Here is a 26987-nt window from a genome sequence, read left to right as displayed (position 1 = left end):
CGAAGTCGCCCGCAAGTTCAGCCAATCGTCATCTGAAATGGATTGAATTCCAGCAGAGAATCTGAGTTATCGATCCATGAAATCGAGCTGAATATTCACGATCTCATCTGCTCTCGCAAAGAAGGCATCGAGGATTTTGGGATCGAAATGAGTGTTGCGTCCTTCTTCGAGAATCTCGAAGCACTTTTCTCTTGGAAACGCATCCTTGTACGCGCGACGGGTGCTGAGTGCATCGTAGACATCTGCAACTGCAGTCATTCGCCCTTCAATCGGAATGTCCTCACCCTTCAGCCCCAGTGGATAGCCCGTTCCATTCCACCACTCATGATGGGTTTGCGCGATGCGGGCTGCCAGCATGAGCAGGGGTGAGCTTGGAACATGCAACATGCTGGCGCCAAGACGGGGATGCGTCCTGAGGAGCTTTGCATCTTGCGGCGGAAGTGGCTGGATGATGTCTTTGGCAATCGCACAATGACTTTGCATTACGGCGTACTGTTCAGGGTCGAGTTTCCCTGGCTTGTGCAGAATCGCATCTGGAATTCCGATTTTTCCGATGTCGTGCAACTGGGCAGCTAACTCCAGAATTTCAATTCGCGATTGACTGAATCCAAGTTCACGGGCGATGACACCGACATACTTGCCGACACGAACCACGTGGTTGCCAGTGTCGTCGTCGCGGAATTCGCCCGCTCTCGCAAGACAGTGAACCACTTCCTCTCTTGAGGCAGCAAGCTCAGATGTTCGCTTTTGAATCTGTTCTTCCAACCAGACAGCATGGCTGGCCTGTTGGTCGTGATAGCTCTTGTTCTGGAGCAGGTTTCGCACACGAGGGAGCAAGTCCATCGGATCGACCGGCTTGGAAAGAAAGTCAGAAACCCCCAGTTCCAGGCAGACCTGTTTCACGTCCCGGTCGGCATTTTCAGTCAACACGATGAACGGAACATGCTTCAGAGCGGAATCGACACTCACCATGTGGAGAATGTCGATCCCGCTGACTTCAGGCATGGCGACGTCAAGCAGAACCAGATCTGGCTCCTCGCTGCGAATCAGCAGGATTGCCTCGGAAGGATCGGAAGTTGATGAGAAATTGGAGTACCCGGCGTTTCCGAGGTGATGCTTCAGCGTCCGCACATTGGCCGGTTCATCGTCGATGATGAGCAGGCGGGATGATTTCGTTGAACTCAATTTTCGGTTGATCGAAGAATCGAGGGTACTCTGAAGCGAAGAGACACTCACCAATTGAGATCCCAACGCCGAGCGGTACGCAACGGCGGACTCAGTACCAGTGATCATAGACTCGGCCAATCTCTCTTACTCGTGCCCACATTGAATCATTTAACTTCCTACGTGTTAGGTCGCTTTCTATTTTTCCGGAACGCGAAAAAAATTGTCCTACTGTAGTGCGCTGGAGTGACGAAACGGATCAAAAGGTTAAATTCGATGCAGTCCTCAAAATTGGACACGTGAATTCACGCACATCTGAGATTGCGAGGTTGGTACGCCCGGTCGCGACGCTTCGGAACTGATCTGCCTGTAAATGTGACATTTCCTGAAAGTCATTGCGCAAAACAGTTACGTCATCTGAGATGTTGCGTGAACGCCACATCTCAGATGCATCAATTGCGATGGAATGGGTGCTGTCTGGTCGCCCCAAACAAGTGGCAACGGATCAATTGAAATGAGTTGGAGAGTTGAAAGTATTTTAACGCTTCGTCCGATCATTCCCTTCGTCGGACTCGGGTAAGGCGCAACGATCAATCGTAATTGTCGACCACCCCCATGCCGAATCAAACGCACTTCACCTCGGTGGCTTGCAGGAGATGAAGACTGTCGCGGATTCAGACCGATGCAGACTGCTGAGGAGAAAATGGACGTTCATCTTCTCTTCTGTAACAGGTTTGAATTGAAGCCATCACATGCGTTCCTCATTGGCTCTCCTGTCAGTCGGACTAGCCGTTCACCTTTGTGATCAAGGCTCTTTCGCTGCTCCTCCGATTTCGCGACCGGCTGCGAAGCCACTGGTGACGTTGTCGCCTGAAATCGAAGAACTTGAACCAAGTCGAGATGCAGCGATCGTTGCAACGTCAGATGAAAGGCTGAACCGTTCGGAAATACCGAATCCGCCACGGACGTTCTTTCCATCAGCAAGACGGTTTCTCAAGACGCTACGTCCAGGTTCCTGGGATGATTCGGAGAACCAGAGTTCATTAGCTGTCGGGGATAACGCGTCAAAGCCATCGATCGCTGGCTACGAAGAGCCAGAGCAGAAGTTCATGATGCCTCTGCTTCAGCCTCCTTCTCAGAACCGCGTTGCCCAGAACGATTCGGATCAATTGAACTCGCATCTCCCTTCCCAATTGATCGTTCCAGAGCCTGAGCCTGAGTCGGCCTCGATCGAGCAATACGAGATGTATGAAGTCACGGAACCTTGCGATGGTTCAACGGCTTCAGCGCCTGCTGCGACTGTCGTACCGAGCACGATGCGTATTGGTGGACGTTTCCGTATCCCTCTCTGGTTCGGCAACAAGTAGCTGGATGTTTGGGAGATCTGTGCCGGACATTTTCTATTCTGGCGAATATTCTGCAGCCGGAACTGGGCTGGTGATCGGCCGATTCTGCAGCTATGCGGGCGAATTTCGATTGTCACGCAAGCTGGAAATCCTTGACTGACGATGTAGTCCCACAGGGACGGAGTCTCTCCGATCATCTCACCGTTGTTGGAGATCGGATTTCAGGTTGGAAGGATTTTCATGTCGGCCACATCAATTCGCGCTTTGAAGAAAACTGGTGCGCATCGCTATCTCGATATGTGGGCATTCCCCGGTGTCCATCCTTCCAACATCGAAATCGTTCAGCGCCTCAAAATGGGCGATGATCGGCAATTCGGCGCGAATATGGACGTGACCGGGACTGTCATGCAGAAGGATGGAAAATCCGAGAAGTGGATCACTTCCCATCTTGTCGGGATTCGGACCGATGCGTGGAAGCCACTCATCGAAGAACAGCAGCGGCAACTCGAAGTCCTTCAAAAAGAACGCCTCGAATTCTTGCGGCGAAAGATCAAGCCGACGGGCGCTCTGACGGTGTCCCAATCGGACCGCTTGCACAAGCAGATGATGAGCGATCGGGTGATGCGATTGCATCCCTCTCAGATCGAGGGACGTCGACTGGTGATGAAACTTTTTCGCTCTACGGAAAAGCTTCGCTGGGTCGGTTCTATTGAAGAGATGACAACGACCGAAGTTCACAAGTCACTGAGCGCTAGGAAACCGCTCTTGTCGATGTCGGCTTCTCTCGATGGGAGAAGTTTCCTGTCAGAGGTACAGGAAAATCATAAGTGGAACCGGATCCCAGCCATGTACTCGTTTTGTTACTACGATCCCGGGAAAGACCGGTTGTGGTACGTGAATATCAAGCGAATGTGGTTTTCGTTCGGCGTCGACTTTGTGATTGAAGCAGATGGCCAGCGAGTTGGCGAAATCGACGGAGCACTTTTCGGCTTCGGCTACAACGCACATATCCACGTCTGGGATGCAGAACTGGGAAAGGACACTCAGTTCCTGGACCTGATTACCATGTTCGCCATGACAGTGAGTTATCATGGGGCAGTACGCAAAGCGATTCGCAGACGCGTTGCAGCCACACGTCAGGGGCTTGCCGCTGGTCAAATCATTCAGAAGGAAGAGATGACCCTTCTGAAGAACCCGCGGAAAGCAGCGTAATCAATCGATAAGTCACTTTCCCCATCTGCGGTCGAAGTTTCCAAAGTCCACTGGCGTTCTTGATCGTTGCGATGTGCGCAGATCAAGCGTTTCTGGGTGGATTCGTAATTGCGCACAATCGCTGACCATTCGGCCATTGAATTACATTCGTCATGGCCCATTTCTTCCTGCATTCTCTCGACCGCGAAGCATAAATTGCGAGAGTTTGCCTGAGTTGCCCAGCAGGGCGCATCGATTAAAGGAAATCGAGTCCCAGCATCACATCTTGACCTGTTGATGGTTGGGAGGGGCGGCGAAGGACGCTCCGTTTCTATTGATCGAGAGAAATCCTGTTTGGAGAATCGAATTTTTCGATGTTAGCATCTAATCTAACATTCGGTTTCTGTTTTCGAATCCACAAGTTTTCTGTAACCCGATCAATGGAATTCGGTTGCACCCATTCAGGAGCACGACAAGTTGGCCTATTTATTCAGTACCTCCGCTCAACAGGCAGAAATGTTGCAGGCCATCGGTGTCCCTTCAATGGAAACCTTGTTGCAGCAGGTTCCAGATGAATTGAGATTGAAGCGAGAGTTGGATCTCCCTCCCGCGCTCACTGAACTTGAACTGGAACAGCACGTTCGCAAACTCGCTGGGCGCAATAATGCCAGCCGTGTCTGCTTTGTGGGTGGCGGAGCCTACGATCACTACATCCCTGCGGTTGTTGATGAAGTGACCGGCCGTGGAGAGTTCTACACTGCCTACACGCCATACCAGCCAGAAGCGAGCCAAGGTTCATTGCAGGCCTTCTTTGAATTCCAGACACTGATCTGCCAGCTGACTGGTCTGGATGTTTCCAACGCGAGCCTCTACGAAGGGGGAACTGCGGTCAGCGAGGCAGCCTTCATGGCGATGCGATCAAATGGTCGTCATCAGAAGATTGCCATTTCTGCAGCGGTCCATCCCGAGTATCGGCAGGTCGTCGAAACTTACACACGCGATCTCGCCACTGAAGTCATCACGATTCCTGTCGTGAACGGTAAAACAGATCTCGAGGCAGCGGCACGACTGATTGATGAAGAGACAGCATGCCTCGTCTTCCAGCATCCAAACTTCTTCGGCTGCCTTGAAGATGCAGAAGCACTTTGCGAACTGACGAAGCGTAAAGGAGCGATGGCAGTCGTCTCCTTTGACCCACTCAGTGTTGGTGTCCTGAAACGCCCCGGGGATTACGGAGCGGACATCGCTGTTGCTGAAGGTCAGCCACTCGGAATTCCATTGCAGTACGGCGGCCCATATCTGGGAGTTCTCGCCTGCCGCGAAGAGTACGTTCGCAAGATGCCCGGTCGACTCATTACACAGACAGTCGATCGCGATGGCAAGATCTGCTACGCGCTGGGACTGCAGACTCGCGAGCAACACATTCGCCGGGACAAAGCGACAAGCAACATTTGTACGAATCAGGGGCTTCTGGCATTGCGGGCCACGGTCTATATGTCGCTACTTGGACCGCAGGGACTTCGTGAGGCGGCGGAATTGTGTGCTCAGAAATCACACTACGCTGCCGAACAGCTCACAAAAATTGACGGTATTGAACTGATGTTCGACTCGCCGTTTTTCAAAGAGTTTGTGATCAAGGTGACTGGAATTCAGGCTGGTGAATTGATTGAGAAAGCGGCGAAAGCTGGATTCGATATCGGTCCAGAGTTGAGCCGACTTTCCGGACTCCCAGCGGAACTGGGGGATGGTGTTCTGGTCGCGGTGACTGAGGCACGGACAAAGGATGAAATCGACAGGTTGGTCGCTGCTCTGAAGTAAGCAGAGCTTCACTGCGTCGCGTCGATCTCTTTCATTTTTTGCGATCAACTTCATCGGAAATCCGTCATGCGAAACGAACAAGCAACCCAATCCATTTACGAAATTTCAGTATCAGGCCGCCGCGCGGCAGTGTTTCCTCCTTGTGATGTGCCCGTTCAACCTCTGTCGAAATTGCTGCCAGCTGAATCAATTTCCGAATCAGCCCCAGCATTGCCTGAACTGGCGGAAGGGGATGTCGTTCGTCACTTCGTCAACCTCTCAACGAAAAACATGTGCGTCGATACGCACTTCTATCCGTTGGGAAGCTGTACGATGAAGTACAATCCCAAGCGTCACGAGCGTCTTTCCCGAGTTCACGGAATTGGGGACCTGCATCCTCACAGCCGTCCGCAGGATTCGCAGGGGATGCTCGCGATTCTGTACGAAATGCAGGAAATGCTTGGGGAAATCGCGGGGCTGCCTGCTGTCTCACTGCAACCAGCGGCAGGGGCGCAAGGTGAATTCGCAGCGTTGCTCGTTGCGGCTGCTTACTTCCGTGACAAAGGGGAGAAACGCACCAAAGTCATTTTCCCTGCGAGTGCTCACGGAACGAACCCAGCGAGCGCTGCACTGGCCGGATTCGAATGTGTGCAGATGAAACCAACCAAGAATGGTTTCGTCGACATCGAAGAACTCAAGACACTTGTCGATGACAAGACTGCTGTGTTCATGGTGACCAACCCGAACACACTGGGGTTGTTCGAAAAAGACATCGCCAAGGTGAGCGAGATCCTCCACGCGGCGGGAGGTCTGGTGTACATCGACGGTGCGAATATGAACGCCATCCTGGGAATCACCCGTCCCGGTGACTTTGGTGGTGACATGATGCATTACAACGTTCACAAGACCTTCACCGGACCACACGGTGCGGGAGGTCCAGGGGCCGGACCAATTGCAGTGCGTGACTTCCTCGCCGACTATCTCCCCGGTCCAATTGTGACCAAATCGACAGATGGCGAGTACGCACTTTCAAACCCTGCGAAATCGATCGGTCGAGTTCGCTCGTTCTTCGGCAACGTGGGAATTCTGATGCGTGGGTACTTCTACCTGCGGACGCTCGGCGCTAAGGGGCTGCGAGAAGTCTCGGAACACGCTCTGCTGAATGCGAACTACCTGAGAGCGTTGCTCAAAGATGTTCTCAACGTTCCGAATGGCGAATACTGCATGCACGAGTTCGTCGCGTCAGCCAAGAAGCTGAAGGACGACAAGGGGATCAGTGCAATGGAGATCGCGAAACGTCTTCTTGACTTCGGATTCCACGCACCGACAGTTTACTTCCCGCTGGTTGTTCCTGAAGCGCTGATGATCGAGCCTACCGAAACGGAGTCGAAGGAGACGATGGACGCATTTGTCGCCGTCATCAAGAAGATCGTCGAAGAAGACCCTGCAATGCTGAAGGAAGCTCCGCACAACACGCCAGTTCGTCGTCCAGACGAAGTGGCGGCGGCACGAAATCCGATTCTGAAAGCGCGGGCCTGTGTCAAAGACTAAAGCGACTCCATGAGTCTGTCGGACCTTGTTATTTCGCGAATATCGGCAACGCACCAGATGTGTTGCCGATTTTTGTGTTGAAATCAGCCGAATTCTGCTGAAATTGTCATTCGATTGTAATCATGAAAAAAAGCATCGCCCTGCATTGATCGTTGCCATAAGATTCGAAGAGACTTGCTCTGACCGCTATTGCGTGCAGTAGACTGAACTCTTCTTCAGCAGAGATCCGGCGATGAGTGCTCACCAACAATCCGACCGCTATTTCTCACGGGCAGCTGACGTCATGGGGCTGTCGCAAAATATGCAGACCCTGCTGCTCACCCCGATGCGCGAGGTGAAGGTTCAGATTCCACTTGAAATGGATGACGGCCAGATTGCAACGTTTATCGGATATCGGATTCAGCACAACGATGCACGTGGACCGCTCAAAGGAGGGCTGCGCTACCATCCGGAAGTGGACGCGGAAGAGGTGCTCACGCTGGCCTCGCTGATGACGTGGAAATCCGCGGTGGTCAATATTCCCTACGGTGGAGCCAAGGGCGGAATTTCGATCGATCCAAAAACTGTCAGCGCACGTGAAATTGAACGGATCACCAGAAAGTTTGTGGATCAAATCCATGACGTCATCGGTCCGGATGAGGATATCCCAGCACCCGATATGGGAACGAACGCACAGACAATGGCATGGATCATGAACCAGTACGAGAAGTACCACGGTTTCAATCCTGCTGTGGTTACTGGAAAGCCTGTGGAACTTCACGGGGTGGAAGGTCGTGAAGAAGCGACTGGCCGAGGGGTTGCGATCATCACGGAAGCAGCACTCGCTCGCCTGAAGAAACCTGTGGCCGGCATTAAAATCGCCATTCAGGGGTTCGGAAACGTTGGGAGCTTCGCTGCAAAGATCCTTCACGAGAAAGGGGCAAAGATCGTTGCGGTCTCAGATGTTCAGGGCGGAATCTACAATCCTGAAGGACTCGACATCCCGAATCTGCTCACTCTCGTCGCAGAAGGACGCTCCATTAAAGAAGCGGCCGGGGTCAAGGAGATTTCCAATCACGACCTCCTCACACTGGAGATCGATGTCCTGATTCCAGCAGCGCTGGGCGGGGTTCTTACCGCCGAAGTGGCGCGAGAGATTCGAGCTCAGGTCATTATTGAGGCTGCGAACAATCCAACGACTCCGGAAGCAGACGAGATTTTTGAACAACGGGAGCTACTGGTCGTTCCGGATATTCTTGCGAACGCAGGCGGAGTGACGGTGAGCTACTACGAATGGGTGCAAAATCGCCAGCACTTCAAATGGGAACTGGAAGAAGTTCGAAAGCGACTCGATAAGAATATGATCGAGAGTTTTGATCGCGTCTGGAAAATCGGCGTCGAGAAAAAGATTCCGCTCCGGACAGCCGCGTATGTACTCGGGATTGGACGAGTCGGTCGAGCGACAGTTCTTGCCGGGATCTGATTGAAATCGCCCTCACAGCGGCAGCCCCTCTGTTGAAGCTCAGGAGGAAAAAATGAACGAATGTGATCCTGTCATCGCACTGAATGATCACCAGTCTGTTCTGGATAAATGCACTTTGCTCAACGGGTTGACCTCCAGCGAGATGCACGCGTTTCTCAATCGCGTACAGATTGAATCGTTTCAACCCGGCGAAGAGATCCTCACCGAAGGAAAGCAGTACCAAGGCCTTTGGATCGGTCTCAGCGGGGTCTGTGAAGTCGTCAAGAAAGGGGCGAAGAAGGACAGTCGGTTGGCTCTTCTGGAGCCCGGCAGCGTCTTCGGAGAGATGTCCTTTTTCGACGAAGTAACCCATTCCGCAAGTGTGCGAGCAGTCGATCACGTGGAAACGATCCGCGTATTACGTGATCAGTACGATGATCTCTGCGCACTTTGCCCCAGTTCCGCACAGAAGATCAGTGTCAATATCGTGAGGATCCTCGCCGATCGTCTGCGTCGGATGGATGAATGGACCTGTGCACTCGTGGAAGAACGCGGGGATGGTGTTCACCATAAGGAATGGCAGGAATTCCGGTCCAAGCTTTATACCGGGCTGTTTGAATAAACAGGACGAGAAAACGAAAGGCTCCGAGGAACGACACCGCCTCTTCGGAGCCTTTTTATTGTGAACTACCGAATCAGCGGTTGGACGAGCTCGGTGACCCATTGTTCTGGGGGAAGACCTGTTTCCGGGCCTTGGCTGTAAACCTCCCAGAAATGCCCTGCAGGTTGAAGCTTCTCGGAATGGATCCATTTCTGGAATTCTCCCCAGGCATCTGGAAGCCCTTCGTAAGGACCTCGGTATGTCGTTTTTGCGACGAATTGAGCTGGGCGAAACCGATTCTCTACGCGACGGGATGGTCGGATTTCCTGCGTGACAGGGAGGCTGATCTCGAACTCGAAATTCTCGGCTGGGCACGTCAGATGATAGCAATACCACGGACCGGTCGGGCTGATCTGCTGCTCGTTGAGAACATCCATCAACTCGTGAATTCCCGGTCCCATCACCTGTGTGATTTGTTCCCGAGGGGTTTTGACATAAATGGACGCAGCGTGAGATTCTGCGACGTTGGTTAATTGAGGGGGATCGATCAGCATGATTTTGACTCCGTCTGAAATTCAACGTTTTGGCCCAATTTGTTCGAAATCCGTTGGGCTTCATCCTACTGTCGATTGAACGTTCGCCCATTCGACATTGCAGAGCAGCGAAATAAAAATATGGACGACTCGAAAAAGTCGATCTGGCTGTGAAGCTGAGAGAAATTTCAGCATACTCTGAGGTTCGTCACGATACGTTGAATTTCAGATCGCCGCCGTGCATTTGAAAAAGCTCTTTTTGAAGTCCTGAGAGTTCTGAATGTCCAAATTTGAACGAGTCTCTGGTGTGAATGATGTCCCCAATCTGGGGCGGATTTCTGTGGTTCTGGATGACGAGATTCCTGCGCTGCTCATCCGGGTGGATGACGCGTATTACTGCGTCGAAGACGTTTGCACCCACGATAGCCAGCCATTAACGGACGGCGAATTGTCTGGAGAGGACATTATCTGTCCAAGACATGGAGCGAGTTTCAATATTCGTACCGGTGCGCCAACTGCCATGCCCGCGACCGAGCCGATTCGTGTCTTTCCGGTGGATGTTCGGGTTGACGGAATCTACGTTCAAATTGACTAGCCACGGTCTCACGGGAGTCTGGCGGTGAATGCAGGCAAAATACGCTGTGTTTATTTTCGCCGGGACGACACAAACTCGTGAGAGTCGCTCTCGATGAGATCTCGCAACTGGGCTTCACGACATGAGAGCGGTCAAGAAACGAGGGCGATATTAATCCTTCTTCTCATTTCAGGGGCGTCTCCACACGGAGTGAGAGGGAGTCCATCCACAATTGAAATCATCGCTCGCAACACGGGATTCGTATCGAAGTCCGTGTTTTTTGCTTTGTGGTAAAGGTTTAGGAGATTTCTTCTGGATGCACCCAAACCTCAATTTATGATCGCTTGCGATTTCTAACCTGTACGGTTGAATTAAGCACGACTGAGATAGTAGTAGTATGTCCGATTTGGAGTTCTACCCCCTTCAGGATTGCTGAAATGACTCGCTTAAACAGGAACTGGGTGGCTGCGCTGGGAGCTGCCCTCTCGATTGTGAACGTTGCCCAGGTCGTCGATGCCGCCGACGCGAAGAAGCCGAATATCGTCGTCATCGTCGCCGATGATCTCGGCTACAGCGATCTCGGATTCCAAGGGGGCAAGGACATCCCGACCCCGCATCTCGATCAACTTGCCAGTGAAGGGGTTCGGCTTACTTCCGGGTACGTGACGGGCCCTTACTGCAGCCCGACGCGAGCAGCGTTGCTTACGGGTCGTTACCAGCAACGCTTTGGTCACGAGCTCAACCCCGGTGCTAATGGTGATCGTGATGACTATGGGCTCTCGCTGAAGGAAATCACCATCGCTGACAGGTTGAAGGCATCTGGGTACAAGACAGCGCTGGTCGGAAAGTGGCATTTGGGGAATGCGGAACGATTCCACCCTCAGAAACGCGGATTCGATGAGTTTTTCGGTTTCCTGGGAGGTGCAAGGACTTATCTGCCTGAAAATAACGCGTCAGCTGCCCCGATCTTTCGTGGAACGGAACCGGTCGAGGAGACAGAGTACCTGACGGATGCGTTCAGCAGAGAAGCAGTCGACTTTATCGATCGTCAAAACGAAGATCCCTTCTTTCTGTACCTTGCCTATAACGCAGTTCATAGTCCACTGCAGGCGAGCCCAGCCGATTTAGAGGCTCTGAGCTCCATCAAGGATGAAAAGCGGCGGTCGTATGCAGGGTTACTCGTCGCTTTGGATCGCGGCGTCGGTCAATTGCTGGCGAAACTGCACGAGAAAAAGCTGGATGAGAATACGCTCGTGATTTTCTTGTCGGACAATGGTGGGCCATTGGGCACAACAGCAAGCAACGCCCCGCTGCGTGGTCAGAAATCCACAACCTGGGAAGGCGGAATTCGTGTTCCTTTCGTTTTCAGATGGAAGGGACATCTCCCCGCCGGAACAGTCTATGACAAAGCGATCGCACAAATTGACATTCTGCCAACGGCGCTCGCATTGGCGGGCAATCCAGTGAAAGAAGCAGACCAGATCGACGGTGTGGACGTCCTTCCCTATCTGAATGGCGAGAACTCTGGCACTCCTCACGAGTACCTTTATTGGCGATTCGATCAGCAGACCGCCATTATCAATGGTGACTGGAAGTTGGTGAAGGGCCCACAGACGGAAGTTCCACTTCTGATAAACTTGAAAGATGACATCCGCGAAGAGAACGACCTTTCATCACAAGAACCCAAACGCGTCAAGGCGCTTCAGGAGAAGTGGAATGAGTGGAACAAAACCTTGGTAGAACCAGCCTGGCGACCTCTCCCTAGCAAGGGGCAAGGTGGCAAGAAGGGGCAGGGGGGCGGGAAAAAGAATCAAAACAATCAGCCCGCAGCTAAGGCCTAAAAGTTTGTCTCAAATCTGAAATGAAAATACCCCAGCGGGCCACCACCCGCTGGGGTTCTCTCAAATCAAACTCTCGCAGAGAGTACAAATCCCGAAGGAACTTGTTTCAATCGCTGTGAAGAGGCAGGATCGTCGATCGTGCTCAAAATTCGCTTCACAGAAGTGAGCACCTTGTGCTCTTCGTTATTTCTAAATCCTGATTTCCTGTACAATGTGGCGACGACTGGGAGATCAACACGTTCAGGGTTTGAACCCCCAGGAACGCCACATTCGTCTCAGGTCAGCATTAGTACTTACCGCCGCCGTGTCCACCTTTACGACCTTCTGCAGTCGGCGGATTACAGGCGATTTCGCACTGGTTGTTGTCGCATGAATCGACAGCATCCACAAAGGATGCTCCTGCCACGCTGGACTTCAAATGTCCGCCGTTCTTCTTGGCGGAGAAGCCACTGAAGTAGTAGCTTTGATTGAGAGATCCGATGGCATCGCCAACGTCGTTAAGCTCTTCGACAACTGCGTGTTGAACTTCGCTCAGTCCAACGATCAATCCGATGACCAACAGCGTGGCGATGAGGACGAGTTCTGCGGAGACAATGAAGCCGCTTTCATCGCGCAGCAATGCGCCAAATACTTTTTGCATTTCTAATTCCCGTTTCAATTTCCTGTGATTTGAGAGAAGTTGCACATCGTCCGACCGGTGAGAGCTGGTGCTGGAAAATGGCCTGTCGCTTTGAATGCGACCAATCTGTGAAACAGTGTTCCACGGAACTGAACTTACGCAGGTTGAGTGCCAAAGATGCTGGAAGACGAATTTGCGTCCGAATGCAACATTCAGGACAGAAACATGTTGCGTCGAAATTTTCGTCCCGGGAGGAGATTCAACCACGGAGCAGAATGTTCACCAAAATTCGCATTGGGATTTTCAGAACGTCAATGCGAGCGAACAGGTTGACTGAAAAACCGAATTCGACCTGTGAAAGGTCGAAATTCGGGTCACAGGAACGTGGCAAGTGCGGGAAAACCGTCAGTCTCTCACACTGCCGGCAACACTTGAACGCAATAAACTGTTGAGCAGGAGTGGTGCCCGTTTCGAAAAATCAACGCAACTCAACGGGTGATGACAAATGTTCTCAGGTCGTAAATGACTATTCAGTAAAGATTTGCGAGGATTTTGTGGAGATCGATTGCCGGGGGTGTTGCGTGAAAGCAGCGGATTGTTGTGTTTCAGCTCTGATACAGGGGTTTACAACTGACATTGTCAGCCTGTTTCAAATTTCCGGCGTCTTAATCAGAAGAGAATTCTCACCTGATCGGAGGATCAGACGAGTAGCCTCGGGGGGACAGCGCCATCGATATGGGTGCTGGCCTGCGATGCCTCGCGAAACATGGAGAAACGTTGGGGCCTGATAGAATGACCCGTCTGAGTACCGACAGCCATGTGTGCTGGGAGAGTAAACCGGGCCGAGGAGAGGCAATTTGATCTGCCCTCCGTGATTGTGTCCCGAGAGCATCAAGTCGACATTGGCCTTTTGCGCCCATGAGAGATTATCAGGGGTATGGCTCAGCAGCAGGCGAAACGCGTTGGGGTGGTCGAACATCGGATGCGGAGGCATCCACGGGGTCTCATCTCCGGCGATCTCGATCGTCTGTCCCTCTCTCTCAATCACCACGTTCCGTCTAGTGACATCCTGCCATCCCAATGCTTGGAGCTTCTGGCGAATTAGATCTGGATGCTGGTACCAGTCGTGATTTCCAAGGATGAAGTACTTTCCGATCCGGGCCTCCAGTTGCCCGAGAGTTTCAGAGATCCAATCGAGTAGATCCTCATTATCGATCAGATCGCCTGTGAAGCAGATCACGTCGAAAGAAGAGGACTTCAGATGATCGAAGACCCGTTTGTAATAGTCCAAAGTCAATGTACCGAGCACATGAAGATCTGAGAGATGGAGAATGGAAAGACCATCCCAACTCGGATGAAGTTGATCGCATTGAATGTGCTTCTCGTTGAGCTCCAGTCGAAACTGATCGTTCATCGGGAGTCTGGCGAGGCCGTAATACGGGCCAGGTTGGATCGGACGAAATCCAAGCTCCTTCTGAATGTCGATAAGTGTTGATTCAGAAGAGACCAATTGGACAGGAACACGTTTTGTCAAATTCTGGAAGATCTTGAAGAGGAAGCCTGCCACTCCGCAGCAGCTGCAGAAAAGTATGACTTTCCACTGTGGGGAGACGTCGCTCCATTCCCCTCCCAGAAGTAGCTTGGGCCCGGATAACCCGAGGCATCCAATCACCAAAAACGGAAAGCCCAGAATGAGGATGTCATGAAGATGACGGATCCGTTTCAGTGTTGTCGTTCGCAATCGAAGTCCATGCAGTCGATTTACCAGAGCGATCCAGATCGCTGCATTTCCAATGGCAAAGACTCCGAGAAGCAGCAAATTTCCGATTGCGGTCATCGATTGGCAGCCTGGTAGTCAAACAGAAGTCGGAACGTTCATTTTGAGTAGGAAAGCGGAAAGCGAACGTGAAGGTAACGAAATCTCGAGCAGAGCACAGTCGATCAAGTACGTCCACTCACGCTGGTTGATGATCGACTCGTTCACGGGATGGTTTGAGCGCAAGACAACCAGTCAGCTATCCCAGCGACAACTAGAAGGATGTGTGTTTGTACGCCGCAAAATCCTTATAGTAATGAGAAACTTCATAGATTGGTTCAAAACCGGGCGAATGTCGCGTTGATCCCTGTTCTTTTCAGAAAAGGCGGCATGAGCCTTGCTCTAACTGCCTGCAGAGCGATTTCAAGCTCACAAAAACAAGTTGAATGACTTTGAAAATCGGGATTCGATTTCCAATTGACCAAGAAATTGACGACGCGAAGAATAGCAATGTCACTGAGAAGGTAGGTATCACAATCCCGGATCACCTCTGAGAATTGGACCTGACAACAAATTCAGCAAGACACATCAGAACATTAACAGTACGCAATTGTGAAATGACCTGAATTCATTCCTGTGAGTCATCTCTCCGTCCAAGTTGAAAATTGCTGAATTGATGTAGCGTTGCAGGCGATCCTCTTCATCAGGTTAGAGGAGGCTACTATGACAACGGCAAAAGTCATTTCCGGACTAGCGGATGATCTCAGTGTCCGCCCCTGGCTGAAGAGCTATCCTCAGGATGTCCCCCCGACGCTCAGTTATCCACAGGAACCACTTTACTGGTTACTTGAACGGGCTGCGACGAAATGGCCGGACAGGGTTGGCTGCATCTACTATGGGGATGAGCTGAAGTTCCCCAAAATCTGTTCACGTGCCCGCCGTATTGCGATGTGGCTGATTGAACAAGGATTGCAATCGGGGGATCGGGTCGGGATTTTGCTTCCCAATTGTCCTGAATACATCTTCGCACTGAATGGAATCTGGATGGCTGGCGGCGTTGCGGTCGCTCTCAGTCCACTCTCAGTTGCAGAGGAAGCAGGCGCATTTGTGAAGACGACGCAGTGTCGCATTGTGATTACGCTAGATGTGATGACTCCGCTCGTGTGTCACGGGGACGATCAGCCTGAAATTATCATCTATTCTTCGTTAGGCGATCGACTCAGCCGTCTCGAGGGGCTGGGCTACGCATGGGTTCGTCTGATGCGTTTGGGATTCAGTTCGATCAATCCTAAAGGGAAAAGTATCTCTTTGATCGACGTCACCAAAGCGGGGCGTCTGAAAGAAGACGGATTCGAACCGTTAAAAATGAGCCCCAGCGATCTCGCCTATATCCTGCCAACAGGTGGAACGACATCGGAACCCAAAGCCGTTGCGTTAACGCATGGAAACCTGATGTCGAACGCGTGGCAGATTTCTCATTGGGCCGGGAATCATCAGGGAACGGAAACATTGCTTGCCGTCCTTCCGTTCTTCCACAGCTACGGTCTTTCCACATGCCTGACGAACGGACTCGCCCTCGGCGCGACACTGATTCTCCATCATCGATTTCGCGTCGCTTCAGTTTGTCGATTAATCGCGAAACATCGACCGACCGTGTTTCCGACCGTCCCCGCAATGTTGGCAGCGCTCAATCCCGTGCTGGAAAGAAATCCGGTTCCCGAACTGAAACTGATTCAAAAGGTCATTTCAGGGGGTGCTGCACTTCCTGCGTCTGTCGCTGAAAAATTTAGCGCACTGAGCGGCGCGACCGTTGTCGAAGGCTACGGTCTTTCAGAGGCCAGTCCTGTGACGCACGCCGGCCCGCTGGATGGCACCGCGATTCCCGGAACGATTGGGCTTCCGCTGCCAGACACCATGGCAAAGATCGTCGATGCGACAACCGGTGTTGAAGAAATGCCGACAGGAGAAGTGGGCGAGCTTGTTATTCGTGGCCCGCAAGTGATGCACGGCTACTGGAATCGGCCGGATCTTACCGACGCTGCGTTAAAAGATGGCTGGCTGCATACCGGGGACTTGGCGACCTGCGATGGAAATGGCTTCTTCCGAATTGTGGACCGCAAGAAGGATCTGATCATCACCTCAGGATTCAATGTTTATCCGGGAGATGTTGAGGAGGTGCTGCGAAAATATCCGGGCATTAAGGACGTGGCGGTTGTCGGAGTCCCGGACGAAGCAAAGGGTGAAGTGGTCAAGGCAGTTGTTGTGATGAATCCAGGGAATCAACTAAATCAGCGAGACTTCGATGCTTTCCTGAAGAAACATCTTTCGTCCCAGAAGCGACCTCATTTGATCGAAGAACGGAAAGAGGATCTTCCAAGAAACTTTTTAGGAAAAGTACTGCGGAGAGAACTGAGAAACTCGGGGGTTGGAACCGGAAACTAGACCAAAATGTACAAGGTATCGAGGCGTGCGGGAATTGATTCATTCACATGAACATCGGTTGCATCACCTCCAAATGACTTACAACAGATCACGACGTCAGCCTCAACTCGTGAGAACATCATGAATACTCCCTTACATACGTTCAGCCCTGTCCAGATACTCGGCGGTATGCGAACTCCTTTTGAGAAGGCGTTTGGTGTCTTCAATTCTGTTGACGCTGTCCAACTTGGATCGCTCGCTCTGAAAGAGGCGATGATCAGTTCCGGGATTGGTCCAGATCAACTTGATGAAGTCGTGTTCGGTAATGTGGCGACACCCGCAAACGCTGCCAATATCGCGCGCGTGATCGCACTTCGAGCCCGCGTCCCGATGCAGGCGCCAGCGTTTACGGTCAATAGAAACTGCGGTTCAGGGATGGAGGCGGTTCTGTCTGGATGCCTGGCGATCAACGATGGGAGAGCTGCAATTGTCGGCGCAGGTGGAGTTGAGTCCATGTCGAATATCCCGATTCAATTCGGGAACGAGTTTCAGGATTGGTTGCTGGACTGGCGAAGGAAGCGGGGGCTTGCGAAATTCTCGCATTTACTGAGCCTTCGACCGTCGATGTTGGCTCCGATCTCTGCATTGCAGGTAGGGCTGACTGACCCGACCTGCGGTTTGAACATGGGAGAGACAGCCGAAATTTTGGCAGAAGAATTTTCTATCTCTCGTGAGGCACAGGATGCGTTTGCGCTGCAAAGCCATCAACGCGCCTCATCAGGGTGGGAACGAGGTTTTTTTGACGGGGAAGTATTCCCGGTTCTTGTCGAGGGAGAATCTGTTCAGAAAGACAACGGCATCCGCCCCAATCAAACAATGCAAGCATTGAGCAAATTGCATCCAGTATTCAAAAAGGGAGGATCGGTCACCGCTGGAAATAGCTCGCAATTGACTGACGGAGCGTGCTCAATTGTCATCGCATCGGATGCAGAAGCGACTCACTTTGGACTGAAACCGATCGGTACAATTCACGCCTATTCCGTCGTCGGCCTTGATCCGAAAAGAATGGGTTTGGGGCCGGTTTTTGCTATCGATCAGTTGCTGAAATGTACCAAGCGGTCGCTTTCTGATTTCGATCTGTTTGAAATCAATGAAGCATTCGCTGCACAGGTTCTGGCTTGCCTGGAAGCGATGGCGTCTGATGAATACTGTCGGACACATTTGCATCGCGAAGAGGCAATCGGACGCATTCCACAAGAAAAACTGAACGTGAATGGAGGGGCCATCTCTCTGGGGCATCCTCTGGGGGCGTCTGGGAGCCGATTGATGCTCACGTTACTTCGCGCTTTACAGGAAAAAGGGCTTCGTCACGGACTAGCCAGTTTGTGTATCGGCGGTGGTCAGGGCATGGCGGTGTGGATCGAAAGTCATCCCTCCTAACCTGACGTCTTTTCTGCAATGTGCGGGCGGTCAGGAATTGGAATCGAGAGGAAAACGTAATGTTGAATCTCAAAACATTTCGAGTGTCGACAAGCTCTGATCAAGTGTTGACAGCCGTTCTGGATGTCCCCGAACGTTCTGTCAATGTGTTTGATCAACAGGTCATTGAGGACTTGACGGCTCTCGTCGGTGAACTCGAAAAGATGTCCCCGCGAGATGTGCGTTTTATTGTTTTTCGAAGCGGAAAAGCGGCAGGCTTTCTCGCTGGTGCTGATATCCAGCGGTTGGGAACCTTGAGTTCCGCAGAGGAAGTTTCCGCACTCATTGAGCACGGGCAGGCGCTTTTCAATCGAATTGAGAACCTACCGATTCCGACTCTTGCGTTAATCCATGGAGCGTGCGTCGGCGGTGGATTGGAATTCGCACTCTCCTGCAAGTTCCGCCTGGCCGTCGATTCACCTGAAACCAAACTCGGTTTGCCAGAGGTCAAGCTCGGTTTAATTCCAGCATGGGGAGGAACTCAACGGCTTCCGAAGAAGATTGGTCTGAGTCAGGCCTTGCCGATGGTGCTGGAAGGGAAGTTGATTTCCGCGTCGGCTGCGTTCAAAAACGGCTTGGTCGACGAACTGATCGATCCCACTCACATTGACGACGCTTTGAATCAATTTGTTCAAGAAAAACTGTCCGGAAGAGAGCGGGCGGCACCATCATCGACGTGGACTCGATGGCTGCTTGATCGAAACGGAGTCGGTCGGGCACTGGTGTTGAATCTCGCTCGCAAATCGATCGCGAAAACCGCTTCTCACTATCCCGCACTTCCGGAAATCCTGAAAGCTGTCGCTATTGGTGCGGAGACCTCGGATGTGACAGAAGAGGGGCTCCTTGTAGAACGCCACGCGTTCACTATGCTCGCCCTGGGTTCGGTATCCAAAAATCTCATTCACTTGTTTCTGGATACCGAACGAGCCAAGAAAGGGAGTAGCTGGATGAACGGTATGGAGCCATTGCCCGTACGCAAAATCGCGGTGATCGGAGCGGGGACCATGGGGGCAGGGATTGCCCAACTTGCAGCCTCTCGCGGTCTGGCCGTTGTGCTCCAGGACATTCAACAAGAGTTCGTTGACCGTGGCATGGAGACGATTCGCTCCTTGTTTACGAAAGCGGTTGCCAAGAAGGCGATGACCCAAGAGGCCGCTCAATCGGCACTCAAGAATATTGAATCTCGGACAGCGTGGAGGTCCGATGATTCGATTGATCTGATGGTTGAAGCGATTGTCGAAAAGCTGGAAGTGAAAGAGTCGCTGTTCCTACAAGCGGATCTTGCGCTGCCACCCCGAGCATTGATGGTTTCGAATACGTCGGCACTCCCCATTAGCGACATGGCACAAGCCACGAAGCGCCCCGACAAAGTGGCTGGTCTCCACTTTTTCAATCCGGTTCACAAAATGCCGTTGGTCGAGGTGGTTCGCGCTCCAGACACCAGCGACGAAACAATTGCAACGCTCGTCGCACTCGCCAAAGCACTTGGCAAAACGCCGATTGTTGTGAAGCAATCCCCAGGATTTTTAGTGAATCGGATCCTGTTTCCCTACTTGGACGAAGCGGCAAGGTTAGCTTTGGAAGGGTACTCGCTTTCGGAAATCGACAGGAGTGCGAGAAAATTCGGAATGCCGATGGGGCCGATCGAACTTCTCGATGTTGTCGGTCTCGATGTGGCTTTGGATGTTTCCAAAACATTGACTCCGCTTGCCAAGCAGGAGAGCCCAATTCCGGCTCTCTTTCAGAAGATGGTCGATGCTGGCCATAGAGGTCAAAAATCGGGACAAGGCTTCTATCGCTGGATCAGCGGAAGAAAAGGAGATGCCGCTCCACTCCCCGAGCAAGTGAGCATTGCGAAGGAGGAGCCGATGAACGATTGGAACGTCAACGGGGAAAGCCTAGATCACATTCAGCAAAGACTCTTCCTCGCGATGATCAATGAGTCGCGTCGCTGCCTGGCAGAGGGAGTCGTCCAGGAAGCATGGATGGTGGATCTGGGGATGGTACTCGGAACTGGATTCGCACCGTTTCGTGGAGGACCAATGCAGTGCATTCAGTCCTGGACCGAAACCGAAGTCGTTCGCCGGTTGGAGAAACTGAAAGAGCGATACGGGAATCGATTCGATCCGGAACCGACCGTGAATCTGAATGAAAGCGTCTTTCAATAGCACCGTTCATTGACAGCCTCAATCACGAGCGTCGCACAGATGCCAACTTCCGACTGTCACAAGAGTGATCAATAGAGGAGGCAACATCATGTCGATTCGATCCAGAATAGATGGACAGAATCCTGCAGAGACAACCGGTGTCCGTGTCACGGAACCATTTAATCCGAACGCTCCTTCGTTCGCTGAGACAGCGATGCGCCTCGGCGGGAAGTCCGAAGAAGAATCCCGGAGAATGGGGGCAGTGGATGCAGCAGATGAACGGGTCGAAGAGTTGTTTGAACGTAAGTATCAGACAGCAGCCAGCCCGGTGCATCGAGCCGTTTGGGACACAGCCCCAATCGATTTGTTTGGGTTCGAAAATCCTCCCGTTGCTCAGTCCGCAAAGGCTGCGGATGTGATGGAACGGTCCTATCAGATCGTTCGAAATCACGTTCTCAATCGGACGATGATTGACCCCGACAACGGCAAGATTCCAGATCAGGTATTCGAAGATCTGGCACAAGTCGGCTACTGGGGATTGCTTGTCGACGAAAAGTACGGGGGAAGCGGTGCGACCATTACTCAGTTCGCCACGTTTCTGACCCGCATGGCGACGGTTGATCCTACGATCGCAGGACTGGCATCGGTCCACGCCTGCATCGGCGCAGTCGATCCGGTTCAGGCGTTCGGTAACGAGGAGCAAAAGAATCAATTCCTTCCCAAACTTGCGTCGGGTGAGGCTCTCTCCGCATTTGCTCTCACGGAACCTTGCGCCGGATCTGATTTGACAGCGTTACGAACGGAGGCTGTCCGTGAAGGGGACGAATACGTTCTTTACGGCGAGAAGTTGTTCATCACGAATGTTCGCCCCGGAAGAACGGTAGGAGTCGTCTGTCTAATCGAAAATAAGCCTGCGGTTCTGATTGTGGATCTTCCAAAAGAAGAGTCGGAACAATTTCATTTGAAGAAGTATGGCCTGTACGCCCTGAAGCATGCCTACAACCAGGGAATCGTATTTAACGGCTTGCGTGTCCCCGCTGCGAATCTGCTGGATGCAGGGAATGGTGATGGTCTGACGATTGCCTATCACGGATTGAACCGAGGGCGTGTTGCATTATGCGCCAATGCTGCTGGAACGATGCGGATGATGCTGGCAAATATCCTTCCTTGGGCGGAATTTCGCCACACTTACGGGGAAGCGATTGTAAAACGGGAACTGGTTCGTCGCCGGGTCGGAATTTTGGCGGGGCTCATCGTGGCGTCCGACGCTCTCACCCAGTGGACCGCCGGCCTGTTGGATTTGGGCTATCGTGGTGAAATGGAGTGCATAATTGCCAAAATTTTTGGCAGCGAAGCACTCAAAGAGTCGACCATTGAAATCGCCATGAAGACGCACGGTGGTCGTTCTTTCCTGCACGGACACTGGTTCGGCGATAATGTCCACGACCTTCTCGCCCCCTGCATTTATGAAGGGGAAGGAGAGATGTTGGGAATGGCGTTCTTCAAATCACTCGTCAAAGAGCATGGAAAAGAGTACTTCGAAGAGATTGGAAAGACTCTTCATGAAAGTGGCATCAAAAACCCGAATCTGATGAATCCTGCCCACGCATGGGCGCTGAGAAAACCGCTGATGCACTACAGCCGATGGTTGGTTGCACAGACAGCCTCAATGCCGTTTGCTTCCACCGACGAAAGTGTGTTCGACCGCGTAAAAACGACGGATCAGGCCAGTGTGGAGCACCTTCGTGGACACTTTCGGTTCGCCACGAAATTCCTTCGTGAGTCGCGACTCGAAATTTCAAAAATCATGCGGACGTATCAGCTGAAACTTCCGGACCGTCAGTGTCGGATGGCCGAACTGTCCATGAGAGTTCAGACAGCCGTTGTGATGCTCTGTACGTCCCTATACGGGGCACGGCACGCGAGCGGTCTGACGCGGGATGCTGCAAACATCGCATGCATCAAACTCCGACATCAACTCGACGGAAAGCGACTTTCCGATAAAGAAATTCAATCTTTAACGAGATTGGGAGCAAAAGTTGCAGAAGGAGGCTTTGAAGAGATCGCAGGGGTCCCTGTGGTCGAAATCCTGATGACCTATAAAAACTGATTTTCCTTTTTCAACTCCTGACGAATAATGGAAATGCTCGAGTTCGATCACGAGCTTTCCAGTCCTTGGTCTTCTGTCCAGAAAGTGAGGGGAAGATGTGCTGCTCCCGACCCGCCCCCAACCGACCAGCAAGGCCAATTCAGGCGGTTAAAGCCTGCCGACGTATTGACCCAGTGAATATCTCTCAAAAGATCCCAGCGACGGTGAGACGTCGATGGTTTTCCTCCTGACCAAACAACGCTAAACTCCTGAGAGCGACGGTCAACCAATGGCGTCTGATCGCTGTGGTCCTCGTAGCTCAGCAGGATAGAGCGTCCGTTTCCTAAACTGAAGGTCGTGGGTTCGAATCCCGCCGGGGACAATTTCAAGTCAATCCAGTTCATATCAATCTAGGAGTCCAACTCTCCTGAATGACACCCTCTGCAGTGCAGGGGGTGTTTTTTTGAACTTGCCAATTCGGCAGTTGATCCGACAACCCTCATAAAGGCTGCGCAAAGAAACCGGCCTCAATGCCTCCATCTCATTTCGTAGTGAACGTCATCTATGGTAGATGGCCATCAGCGACGTTTTGGGTGACCGTTTCTGTCCCTGACATCAATTCCGGGCAGGATGGGATTAGGGTTAGGTAAATATCTGATTGATGACCCGGCCTTCGACGTCGGTCAGTCGGAAATCGCGGCCACCATAACGATAGGTCAGTCGTTCGTGGTCAATTCCGAGCAAGTGCAGGATCGTGGCGTGTAAGTCATGGACGTGAACGGGGTCTTTGGCTGTGTAGAATCCGAAATCGTCGGTTTCTCCAAAGCTGAAGCCCCCACGCACACCGCCGCCAGCCATCCAGTAAGTAAATCCGTGCGGGTTATGGTCGCGGCCATCGTCTCCTTGTGCGGTTGGAGTTCGTCCAAATTCCGCGCCCCAGATCACCAGGGTATCATCCAGCAAACCGCGCTGCTTCAGGTCTCTCAGCAATCCTGCGATCGGTTTGTCGACTTCACGAGCCAACGACTGATGCATCTTGGTCAGATCCCCATGCTGATCCCAGTAACCATGAGAGACCTGTACGAATCGAACACCCGCTTCCGCCATGCGACGTGCCATCAAGCATTCACGCCCGAAATTATCTGTCCCCTCCTGATCGATTCCGTAGAGATCGAAGGTTTCCTTCGTCTCTTTGCTCAAGTCGAGAAGATCCGGGGCGACGGACTGCATTCGGAACGCAAGTTCGAACGATTCGATGCGTGCCTGCAGTGCCTTATCGGATTCGGACTGGACACTGTCCTGTTTCGAGCGATTCAGCTCTTCAATGAAGCTGAGCTGAAGTTGCTGCAGATCTGACGTCACTTCCGAATTGGAAAGATTGCTGATGGTGGCATTCTTCATCGACTGCCCGCTGGACCCGATCCGTGTGGCTTGATGAATTGGAGGGAGAAACGCTGATCCGAAGTTCCGGATCCCGCCGTGACCGAGCGTTGGGTTGATGGTGATGAAGCTCGGGAGATTTTCGTTTTCAGTTCCGAGCCCATAGCTGATCCATGCTCCCATACTCGGGCGGACGAACGTGTCCGATCCGGTGTGCATCTTGAGCAACGCTCCACCGTGGGCTTCATTGGAACCGTGGATGGACTTCAGAAACGTAATGTCGTCAGCGCACGCCCCGACATGAGGAAACAGATCGCTGACCCACGCCCCGGACTCTCCGTATTGTTTGAATTCCCATGGACTCTTCAGCAGGTTGCCGGTCTGCGAGAATTGGACTCGTGGCTTGTCGAAAGGGAGCGGCTGTCCGTGGTGTTTGGCCAGCATCGGCTTGTAATCGAATGTGTCGAGGTGCGATGGCCCCCCGTGCATAAACAGAAAGATCACTCGCTTGGCACGAGCAGGGAAGTGCGGCACCTTCGATGCAAGCGGGCTGGACGCAGGGGGAGTTTGTGCGCTCAGCTCTTTTGTGAGTAATCCGCTGAGAGCAATTCCACTCAGGCCAGCAGTGCAATTCTGAATCAATTGTCTTCGATTGAGCATCGCCCGTATCCTCTTCTAGTCACGATGTCGTTTTAGTCCAGAAAGACAAACTCGTTTGAAGCAAACATGGCAAGAGCGAGCGTTTCCCAAACCTGAGGTGAGTCGCTGGAGACCCCCTTGGCAGCTTCGACCTTGCGAAGGAATTCGCGGGTGATCTCCGCTTCGGCTTCAGAGGGGCTTCTTCCGAGCATCGTGAGGTACAGCTCTGTCATCCGTTCTTCGCTGGAAGTCGAAGACTGGCAGATTATGGCGGCAAATTTCCTGGATTCGTCTAAAACAAAGGGGTTATTCATCAGGAACAATGCTTGATGTGGGACAATCGTCGACGGGCGTTGTTCGATGTGGCTCCCGGTTTCAACAAGATCGAAGATCGTGAAGAGTTCAAATGTGTTGGAGCGATCGACGCGAAGATAGATCGAACGGCGTTTGGACTCTCCCCCCACACCTTCTCCGCCGAAAGTCTGATCGAGATCGTTTCCGACAGCGATAATCGCATCACGAAGCTGTTCCGCTCCCAGTCGACGTTTGTTCTGATGGGACCAGTGAAGGTTATCCGGATCGAACGAGGCTGCCACTGGCGAGGCTTGAGAGCTCATCTGGTAAGTCGATGAGAGCAGGATCGTTTTATGCAGAGCCTTAAATGACTTTCCATTTCGATAAAACTCAATCGCGAGCCAGTCCAGCAGTTCGGGGTGGGTCGGCTTCAGTCCCATGAGACCGAAGTTCGATGGAGATCGGACAATCGCCTCTCCGAAATACCATTGCCAGACGCGGTTGACCATGACACGCGCAGTCAGTGGGTTCTCTGGCGATACCAACCATTCAGCCAGTTCAAGACGTCCGCTGACGTTAGCTGGAATACCTGAGAACGGGGCAGCCTGAGTCAGCACATTCGGAACGCCACGGGAGGTCGTCTCCTTAGCCAACGTCAAATGGCTGCCGCGAATATGAATCGGAAGGTCGTGCGGCTGTCCTTCTTCCACAGCCATCGTTCGGTGAAATGCGGGAAGACTCTTTTCTAGCTGTTCCACCGCTGCTTTCTGTTCATCGGAACTCTTCTGCAGGGATTCCCGATTTTCATCGGTCGCCTCTTTCAGTGCCTGCTCACGACGAATCATCTCCTCTTTCGCTTCCGCAATTTGAGGCAGGATTTCCGCACGTTTTTGTTCGATCTCAGCCGAAGGGAGTGGACGCTCCATCCACTGGGACACGAAATCTTTGTGTTCTAACGATCTTGTGCTGGCGAAGATTCCAGCCAGCGCATAGTAATCGTGGGCTGAAATAGGATCGAACTTGTGATCGTGGCAACGCGCACAGGCAACGGTGAGGCCCAAAATGGTCCGACTGACTGTATCAAGCTGCTCATCGACAATATCAATCACCATTTTTTCTTTATCCTGCTCAGCCAACATTTTCGGGCCAAGCACCAACATTCCGGTCGCACGAATGAGGTCACCCGCTTCTTTTTCGTTGCCCGGTTGCGGGAGCAGGTCGCCCGCAAGTTGTTGAATAATGAACTGATCGAACGGAAGGTCTTTGTTAAACTGCTCGATGACCCAATCTCTGTAACGCCAAGCGACGGTATGCGAATGGTTTTCGTCGGCTCCGTTCGAATCGGCATATCGGACCAGATCCAGCCAATGCCTGGCCCAACGTTCTCCGTATTTGGGCGATGCGAGCAGACGATCAACGACGTTGCTGTATGCTTCGGGGCTGGTATCTGCGAGAAACGCTTCCACTTCGTCGCGTGTCGGAGGAAGACCGGTAAGATCAAATGTCACTCGGCGAAGTAAAACTTCCTTTTCCGCTTGCGGGGATGGTTTCAGATTCTGTGCTTCGAGATTGGCGAGAATGAATGTGTCGATCGGGTTTCGGCCCCATGACTCATCCTTTACGGACGGGAGTTCTGGCTCCCGGATCGGCTGAAAGGACCAATGCTTGCGTTCTTCCTCGAGATCCCGTTTCTTGATTTCCCCCTGACCCTGATCGCGGGGGTCAACAGCGCCATTCTGAATCCATTTTTCGAAATCGGCGATCACTTCATCCGGAAGTTTTTCACGAGGGGGCATTTCAAACGTTTCGTGTTTGAGTGCATCGAGGATCAGGCTTTCCTCGCTCATGCCGGGGACAACACTTGGACCGCTGTCGCCCCCTTTTCGAATTCCATCGCGACTATCGAGAAACAGGTTGCCCCGAACGATCTTGGAATCCCCTGCGTGGCATTCGTAACAGTGAGCGACAAGAACAGGACGTATCTTCTCTTCGAAAAACTTCAGGTCTTCTGGAGAATGGGCATCGTCAGCACGAATCGCTTCACAGCCAAAAAATGCCCCGACGACCAGACTGGAGAAACGAGCGATGAACCAGCTGAGACGTTTGTTCATCATGCGGTCCTGA

At 52.3% G+C, this 26987-nt stretch carries 18 protein-coding genes and 1 tRNA gene; 13 read left to right on the top strand and 6 right to left on the bottom strand.

Features of this window, described 5'->3' with window-relative positions; all coding sequences use genetic code 11:
* Nucleotides 1–66: 66 nt before the first annotated feature.
* Nucleotides 67–1293: an HD domain-containing phosphohydrolase gene (locus SH668x_RS12385; protein ID WP_437185374.1), complete on the bottom strand. Its 1227-nt coding sequence runs from the start codon at nucleotides 1291–1293 to the stop codon at nucleotides 67–69.
* A 623-nt stretch (nucleotides 1294–1916) separates the two neighbouring features.
* On the opposite strand from SH668x_RS12385, the gene SH668x_RS12380 reads away from it, so the two are divergent.
* The 6 genes from SH668x_RS12380 (at nucleotide 1917) to SH668x_RS12355 (ending at nucleotide 9112) form a co-directional block, all read left to right on the top strand.
* Nucleotides 1917–2531, top strand: a complete 615-nt coding sequence (locus SH668x_RS12380) for a hypothetical protein (RefSeq protein ID WP_437185373.1) — start codon at nucleotides 1917–1919, stop codon at nucleotides 2529–2531.
* A gap of 219 nt (nucleotides 2532–2750) precedes the next feature.
* Complete coding sequence (locus SH668x_RS12375) at nucleotides 2751–3722, top strand: hypothetical protein (protein WP_437185372.1); 972 nt, start codon at nucleotides 2751–2753, stop codon at nucleotides 3720–3722.
* Between the two features lie 456 nt (nucleotides 3723–4178).
* Complete coding sequence (gene gcvPA, locus SH668x_RS12370; RefSeq protein ID WP_437185371.1) at nucleotides 4179–5519, top strand: aminomethyl-transferring glycine dehydrogenase subunit GcvPA; 1341 nt, start codon at nucleotides 4179–4181, stop codon at nucleotides 5517–5519.
* A 66-nt stretch (nucleotides 5520–5585) separates the two neighbouring features.
* The gene (gene gcvPB / locus SH668x_RS12365; protein WP_437185370.1) at nucleotides 5586–7049 is read left to right on the top strand and encodes an aminomethyl-transferring glycine dehydrogenase subunit GcvPB; all 1464 of its coding nucleotides are present in this window, start codon (nucleotides 5586–5588) and stop codon (nucleotides 7047–7049) included.
* A 232-nt stretch (nucleotides 7050–7281) separates the two neighbouring features.
* Complete coding sequence (locus SH668x_RS12360; RefSeq protein WP_437185369.1) at nucleotides 7282–8511, top strand: Glu/Leu/Phe/Val family dehydrogenase; 1230 nt, start codon at nucleotides 7282–7284, stop codon at nucleotides 8509–8511.
* 52 nt (nucleotides 8512–8563) lie between these two features.
* Entirely contained in the window at nucleotides 8564–9112 is a 549-nt protein-coding gene (locus SH668x_RS12355; protein WP_437185368.1) for a Crp/Fnr family transcriptional regulator, read from the top strand.
* Between the two features lie 65 nt (nucleotides 9113–9177).
* Here the strand turns inward: SH668x_RS12355 and SH668x_RS12350 are convergent, their stop codons facing one another.
* Nucleotides 9178–9645 (bottom strand): GyrI-like domain-containing protein, encoded by a 468-nt coding sequence (locus SH668x_RS12350; RefSeq protein ID WP_437185367.1) that lies wholly within the window; start codon nucleotides 9643–9645, stop codon nucleotides 9178–9180.
* Nucleotides 9646–9904: 259 nt separating this feature from the next.
* On the opposite strand from SH668x_RS12350, the gene SH668x_RS12345 reads away from it, so the two are divergent.
* Both SH668x_RS12345 and SH668x_RS12340 read left to right on the top strand, forming a co-directional pair.
* Nucleotides 9905–10219, top strand: a complete 315-nt coding sequence (locus SH668x_RS12345) for a Rieske 2Fe-2S domain-containing protein (RefSeq protein ID WP_437185366.1) — start codon at nucleotides 9905–9907, stop codon at nucleotides 10217–10219.
* A gap of 416 nt (nucleotides 10220–10635) precedes the next feature.
* Nucleotides 10636–12039, top strand: coding sequence for a sulfatase (locus SH668x_RS12340; protein ID WP_437185365.1), 1404 nt, complete (start codon nucleotides 10636–10638; stop codon nucleotides 12037–12039).
* Between the two features lie 286 nt (nucleotides 12040–12325).
* On the opposite strand, the gene SH668x_RS12335 is transcribed toward SH668x_RS12340, so the two are convergent.
* Together SH668x_RS12335 and SH668x_RS12330 are read right to left on the bottom strand one after the other, a co-directional pair.
* Nucleotides 12326–12679 (bottom strand): Flp family type IVb pilin, encoded by a 354-nt coding sequence (locus SH668x_RS12335; RefSeq protein WP_437185364.1) that lies wholly within the window; start codon nucleotides 12677–12679, stop codon nucleotides 12326–12328.
* Nucleotides 12680–13307: 628 nt separating this feature from the next.
* On the bottom strand, nucleotides 13308–14495 hold the full coding sequence (locus SH668x_RS12330) for a metallophosphoesterase (protein ID WP_437185363.1): 1188 nt from the start codon (nucleotides 14493–14495) through the stop codon (nucleotides 13308–13310).
* 642 nt (nucleotides 14496–15137) lie between these two features.
* Here SH668x_RS12330 and SH668x_RS12325 point away from each other — a divergent pair.
* From SH668x_RS12325 to SH668x_RS12305, 5 genes are all read left to right on the top strand, one after another.
* Nucleotides 15138–16856, top strand: a complete 1719-nt coding sequence (locus SH668x_RS12325; RefSeq protein WP_437185362.1) for an AMP-binding protein — start codon at nucleotides 15138–15140, stop codon at nucleotides 16854–16856.
* Between the two features lie 120 nt (nucleotides 16857–16976).
* Nucleotides 16977–18275 (top strand): thiolase family protein, encoded by a 1299-nt coding sequence (locus tag SH668x_RS12320; RefSeq protein ID WP_437185361.1) that lies wholly within the window; start codon nucleotides 16977–16979, stop codon nucleotides 18273–18275.
* Nucleotides 18276–18334: 59 nt separating this feature from the next.
* On the top strand, nucleotides 18335–20482 hold the full coding sequence (locus SH668x_RS12315; RefSeq protein ID WP_437185360.1) for a 3-hydroxyacyl-CoA dehydrogenase NAD-binding domain-containing protein: 2148 nt from the start codon (nucleotides 18335–18337) through the stop codon (nucleotides 20480–20482).
* 88 nt (nucleotides 20483–20570) lie between these two features.
* Nucleotides 20571–22571, top strand: coding sequence for an acyl-CoA dehydrogenase family protein (locus SH668x_RS12310; RefSeq protein WP_437185359.1), 2001 nt, complete (start codon nucleotides 20571–20573; stop codon nucleotides 22569–22571).
* Between the two features lie 287 nt (nucleotides 22572–22858).
* Nucleotides 22859–22932, top strand: a tRNA-Arg gene (locus tag SH668x_RS12305).
* Between the two features lie 260 nt (nucleotides 22933–23192).
* Here the strand turns inward: SH668x_RS12305 and SH668x_RS12300 are convergent.
* Both SH668x_RS12300 and SH668x_RS12295 read right to left on the bottom strand, forming a co-directional pair.
* Nucleotides 23193–24590, bottom strand: a complete 1398-nt coding sequence (locus SH668x_RS12300) for a DUF1501 domain-containing protein (protein ID WP_437185358.1) — start codon at nucleotides 24588–24590, stop codon at nucleotides 23193–23195.
* 32 nt (nucleotides 24591–24622) lie between these two features.
* Nucleotides 24623–26977 carry a PSD1 and planctomycete cytochrome C domain-containing protein gene (locus tag SH668x_RS12295; protein ID WP_437185357.1) on the bottom strand — a complete coding sequence of 785 codons (2355 nt, stop codon included), beginning with the start codon at nucleotides 26975–26977 and terminating at the stop codon, nucleotides 24623–24625.
* Between the last annotated feature and the right edge of the window lie 10 nt (nucleotides 26978–26987).

The organism is Planctomicrobium mucosum (genome assembly GCF_051466335.1).
Lineage (GTDB): Bacteria > Planctomycetota > Planctomycetia > Planctomycetales > Planctomycetaceae > Planctomicrobium.
Note: the sequence above shows the minus strand (reverse complement) of the source record. Positions and strands in the feature narration are given on the sequence as shown.

Excerpts from the sequence above, each read along its gene's own strand:
- SH668x_RS12335 (WP_437185364.1), bottom strand. The coding sequence starts at position 12,679 with ATGCAAAAAGTATTTGGCGCATTGCTGCGCGATGAAAGCGGCTTCATT.
- SH668x_RS12360 (WP_437185369.1), top strand. The coding sequence starts at position 7,282 with ATGAGTGCTCACCAACAATCCGACCGCTATTTCTCACGGGCAGCTGAC.
- SH668x_RS12325 (WP_437185362.1), top strand. The coding sequence starts at position 15,138 with ATGACAACGGCAAAAGTCATTTCCGGACTAGCGGATGATCTCAGTGTC.
- SH668x_RS12355 (WP_437185368.1), top strand. The coding sequence starts at position 8,564 with ATGAACGAATGTGATCCTGTCATCGCACTGAATGATCACCAGTCTGTT.
- SH668x_RS12345 (WP_437185366.1), top strand. The coding sequence starts at position 9,905 with ATGTCCAAATTTGAACGAGTCTCTGGTGTGAATGATGTCCCCAATCTG.
- SH668x_RS12295 (WP_437185357.1), bottom strand. The coding sequence starts at position 26,977 with ATGATGAACAAACGTCTCAGCTGGTTCATCGCTCGTTTCTCCAGTCTG.
- SH668x_RS12330 (WP_437185363.1), bottom strand. The coding sequence starts at position 14,495 with ATGACCGCAATCGGAAATTTGCTGCTTCTCGGAGTCTTTGCCATTGGA.
- SH668x_RS12310 (WP_437185359.1), top strand. The coding sequence starts at position 20,571 with ATGTCGATTCGATCCAGAATAGATGGACAGAATCCTGCAGAGACAACC.
- SH668x_RS12320 (WP_437185361.1), top strand. The coding sequence starts at position 16,977 with ATGAATACTCCCTTACATACGTTCAGCCCTGTCCAGATACTCGGCGGT.
- SH668x_RS12375 (WP_437185372.1), top strand. The coding sequence starts at position 2,751 with ATGTCGGCCACATCAATTCGCGCTTTGAAGAAAACTGGTGCGCATCGC.
- SH668x_RS12380 (WP_437185373.1), top strand. The coding sequence starts at position 1,917 with ATGCGTTCCTCATTGGCTCTCCTGTCAGTCGGACTAGCCGTTCACCTT.
- SH668x_RS12385 (WP_437185374.1), bottom strand. The coding sequence starts at position 1,293 with ATGATCACTGGTACTGAGTCCGCCGTTGCGTACCGCTCGGCGTTGGGA.
- SH668x_RS12300 (WP_437185358.1), bottom strand. The coding sequence starts at position 24,590 with ATGCTCAATCGAAGACAATTGATTCAGAATTGCACTGCTGGCCTGAGT.
- SH668x_RS12350 (WP_437185367.1), bottom strand. The coding sequence starts at position 9,645 with ATGCTGATCGATCCCCCTCAATTAACCAACGTCGCAGAATCTCACGCT.
- SH668x_RS12315 (WP_437185360.1), top strand. The coding sequence starts at position 18,335 with ATGTTGAATCTCAAAACATTTCGAGTGTCGACAAGCTCTGATCAAGTG.
- SH668x_RS12340 (WP_437185365.1), top strand. The coding sequence starts at position 10,636 with ATGACTCGCTTAAACAGGAACTGGGTGGCTGCGCTGGGAGCTGCCCTC.
- gcvPB (WP_437185370.1), top strand. The coding sequence starts at position 5,586 with ATGCGAAACGAACAAGCAACCCAATCCATTTACGAAATTTCAGTATCA.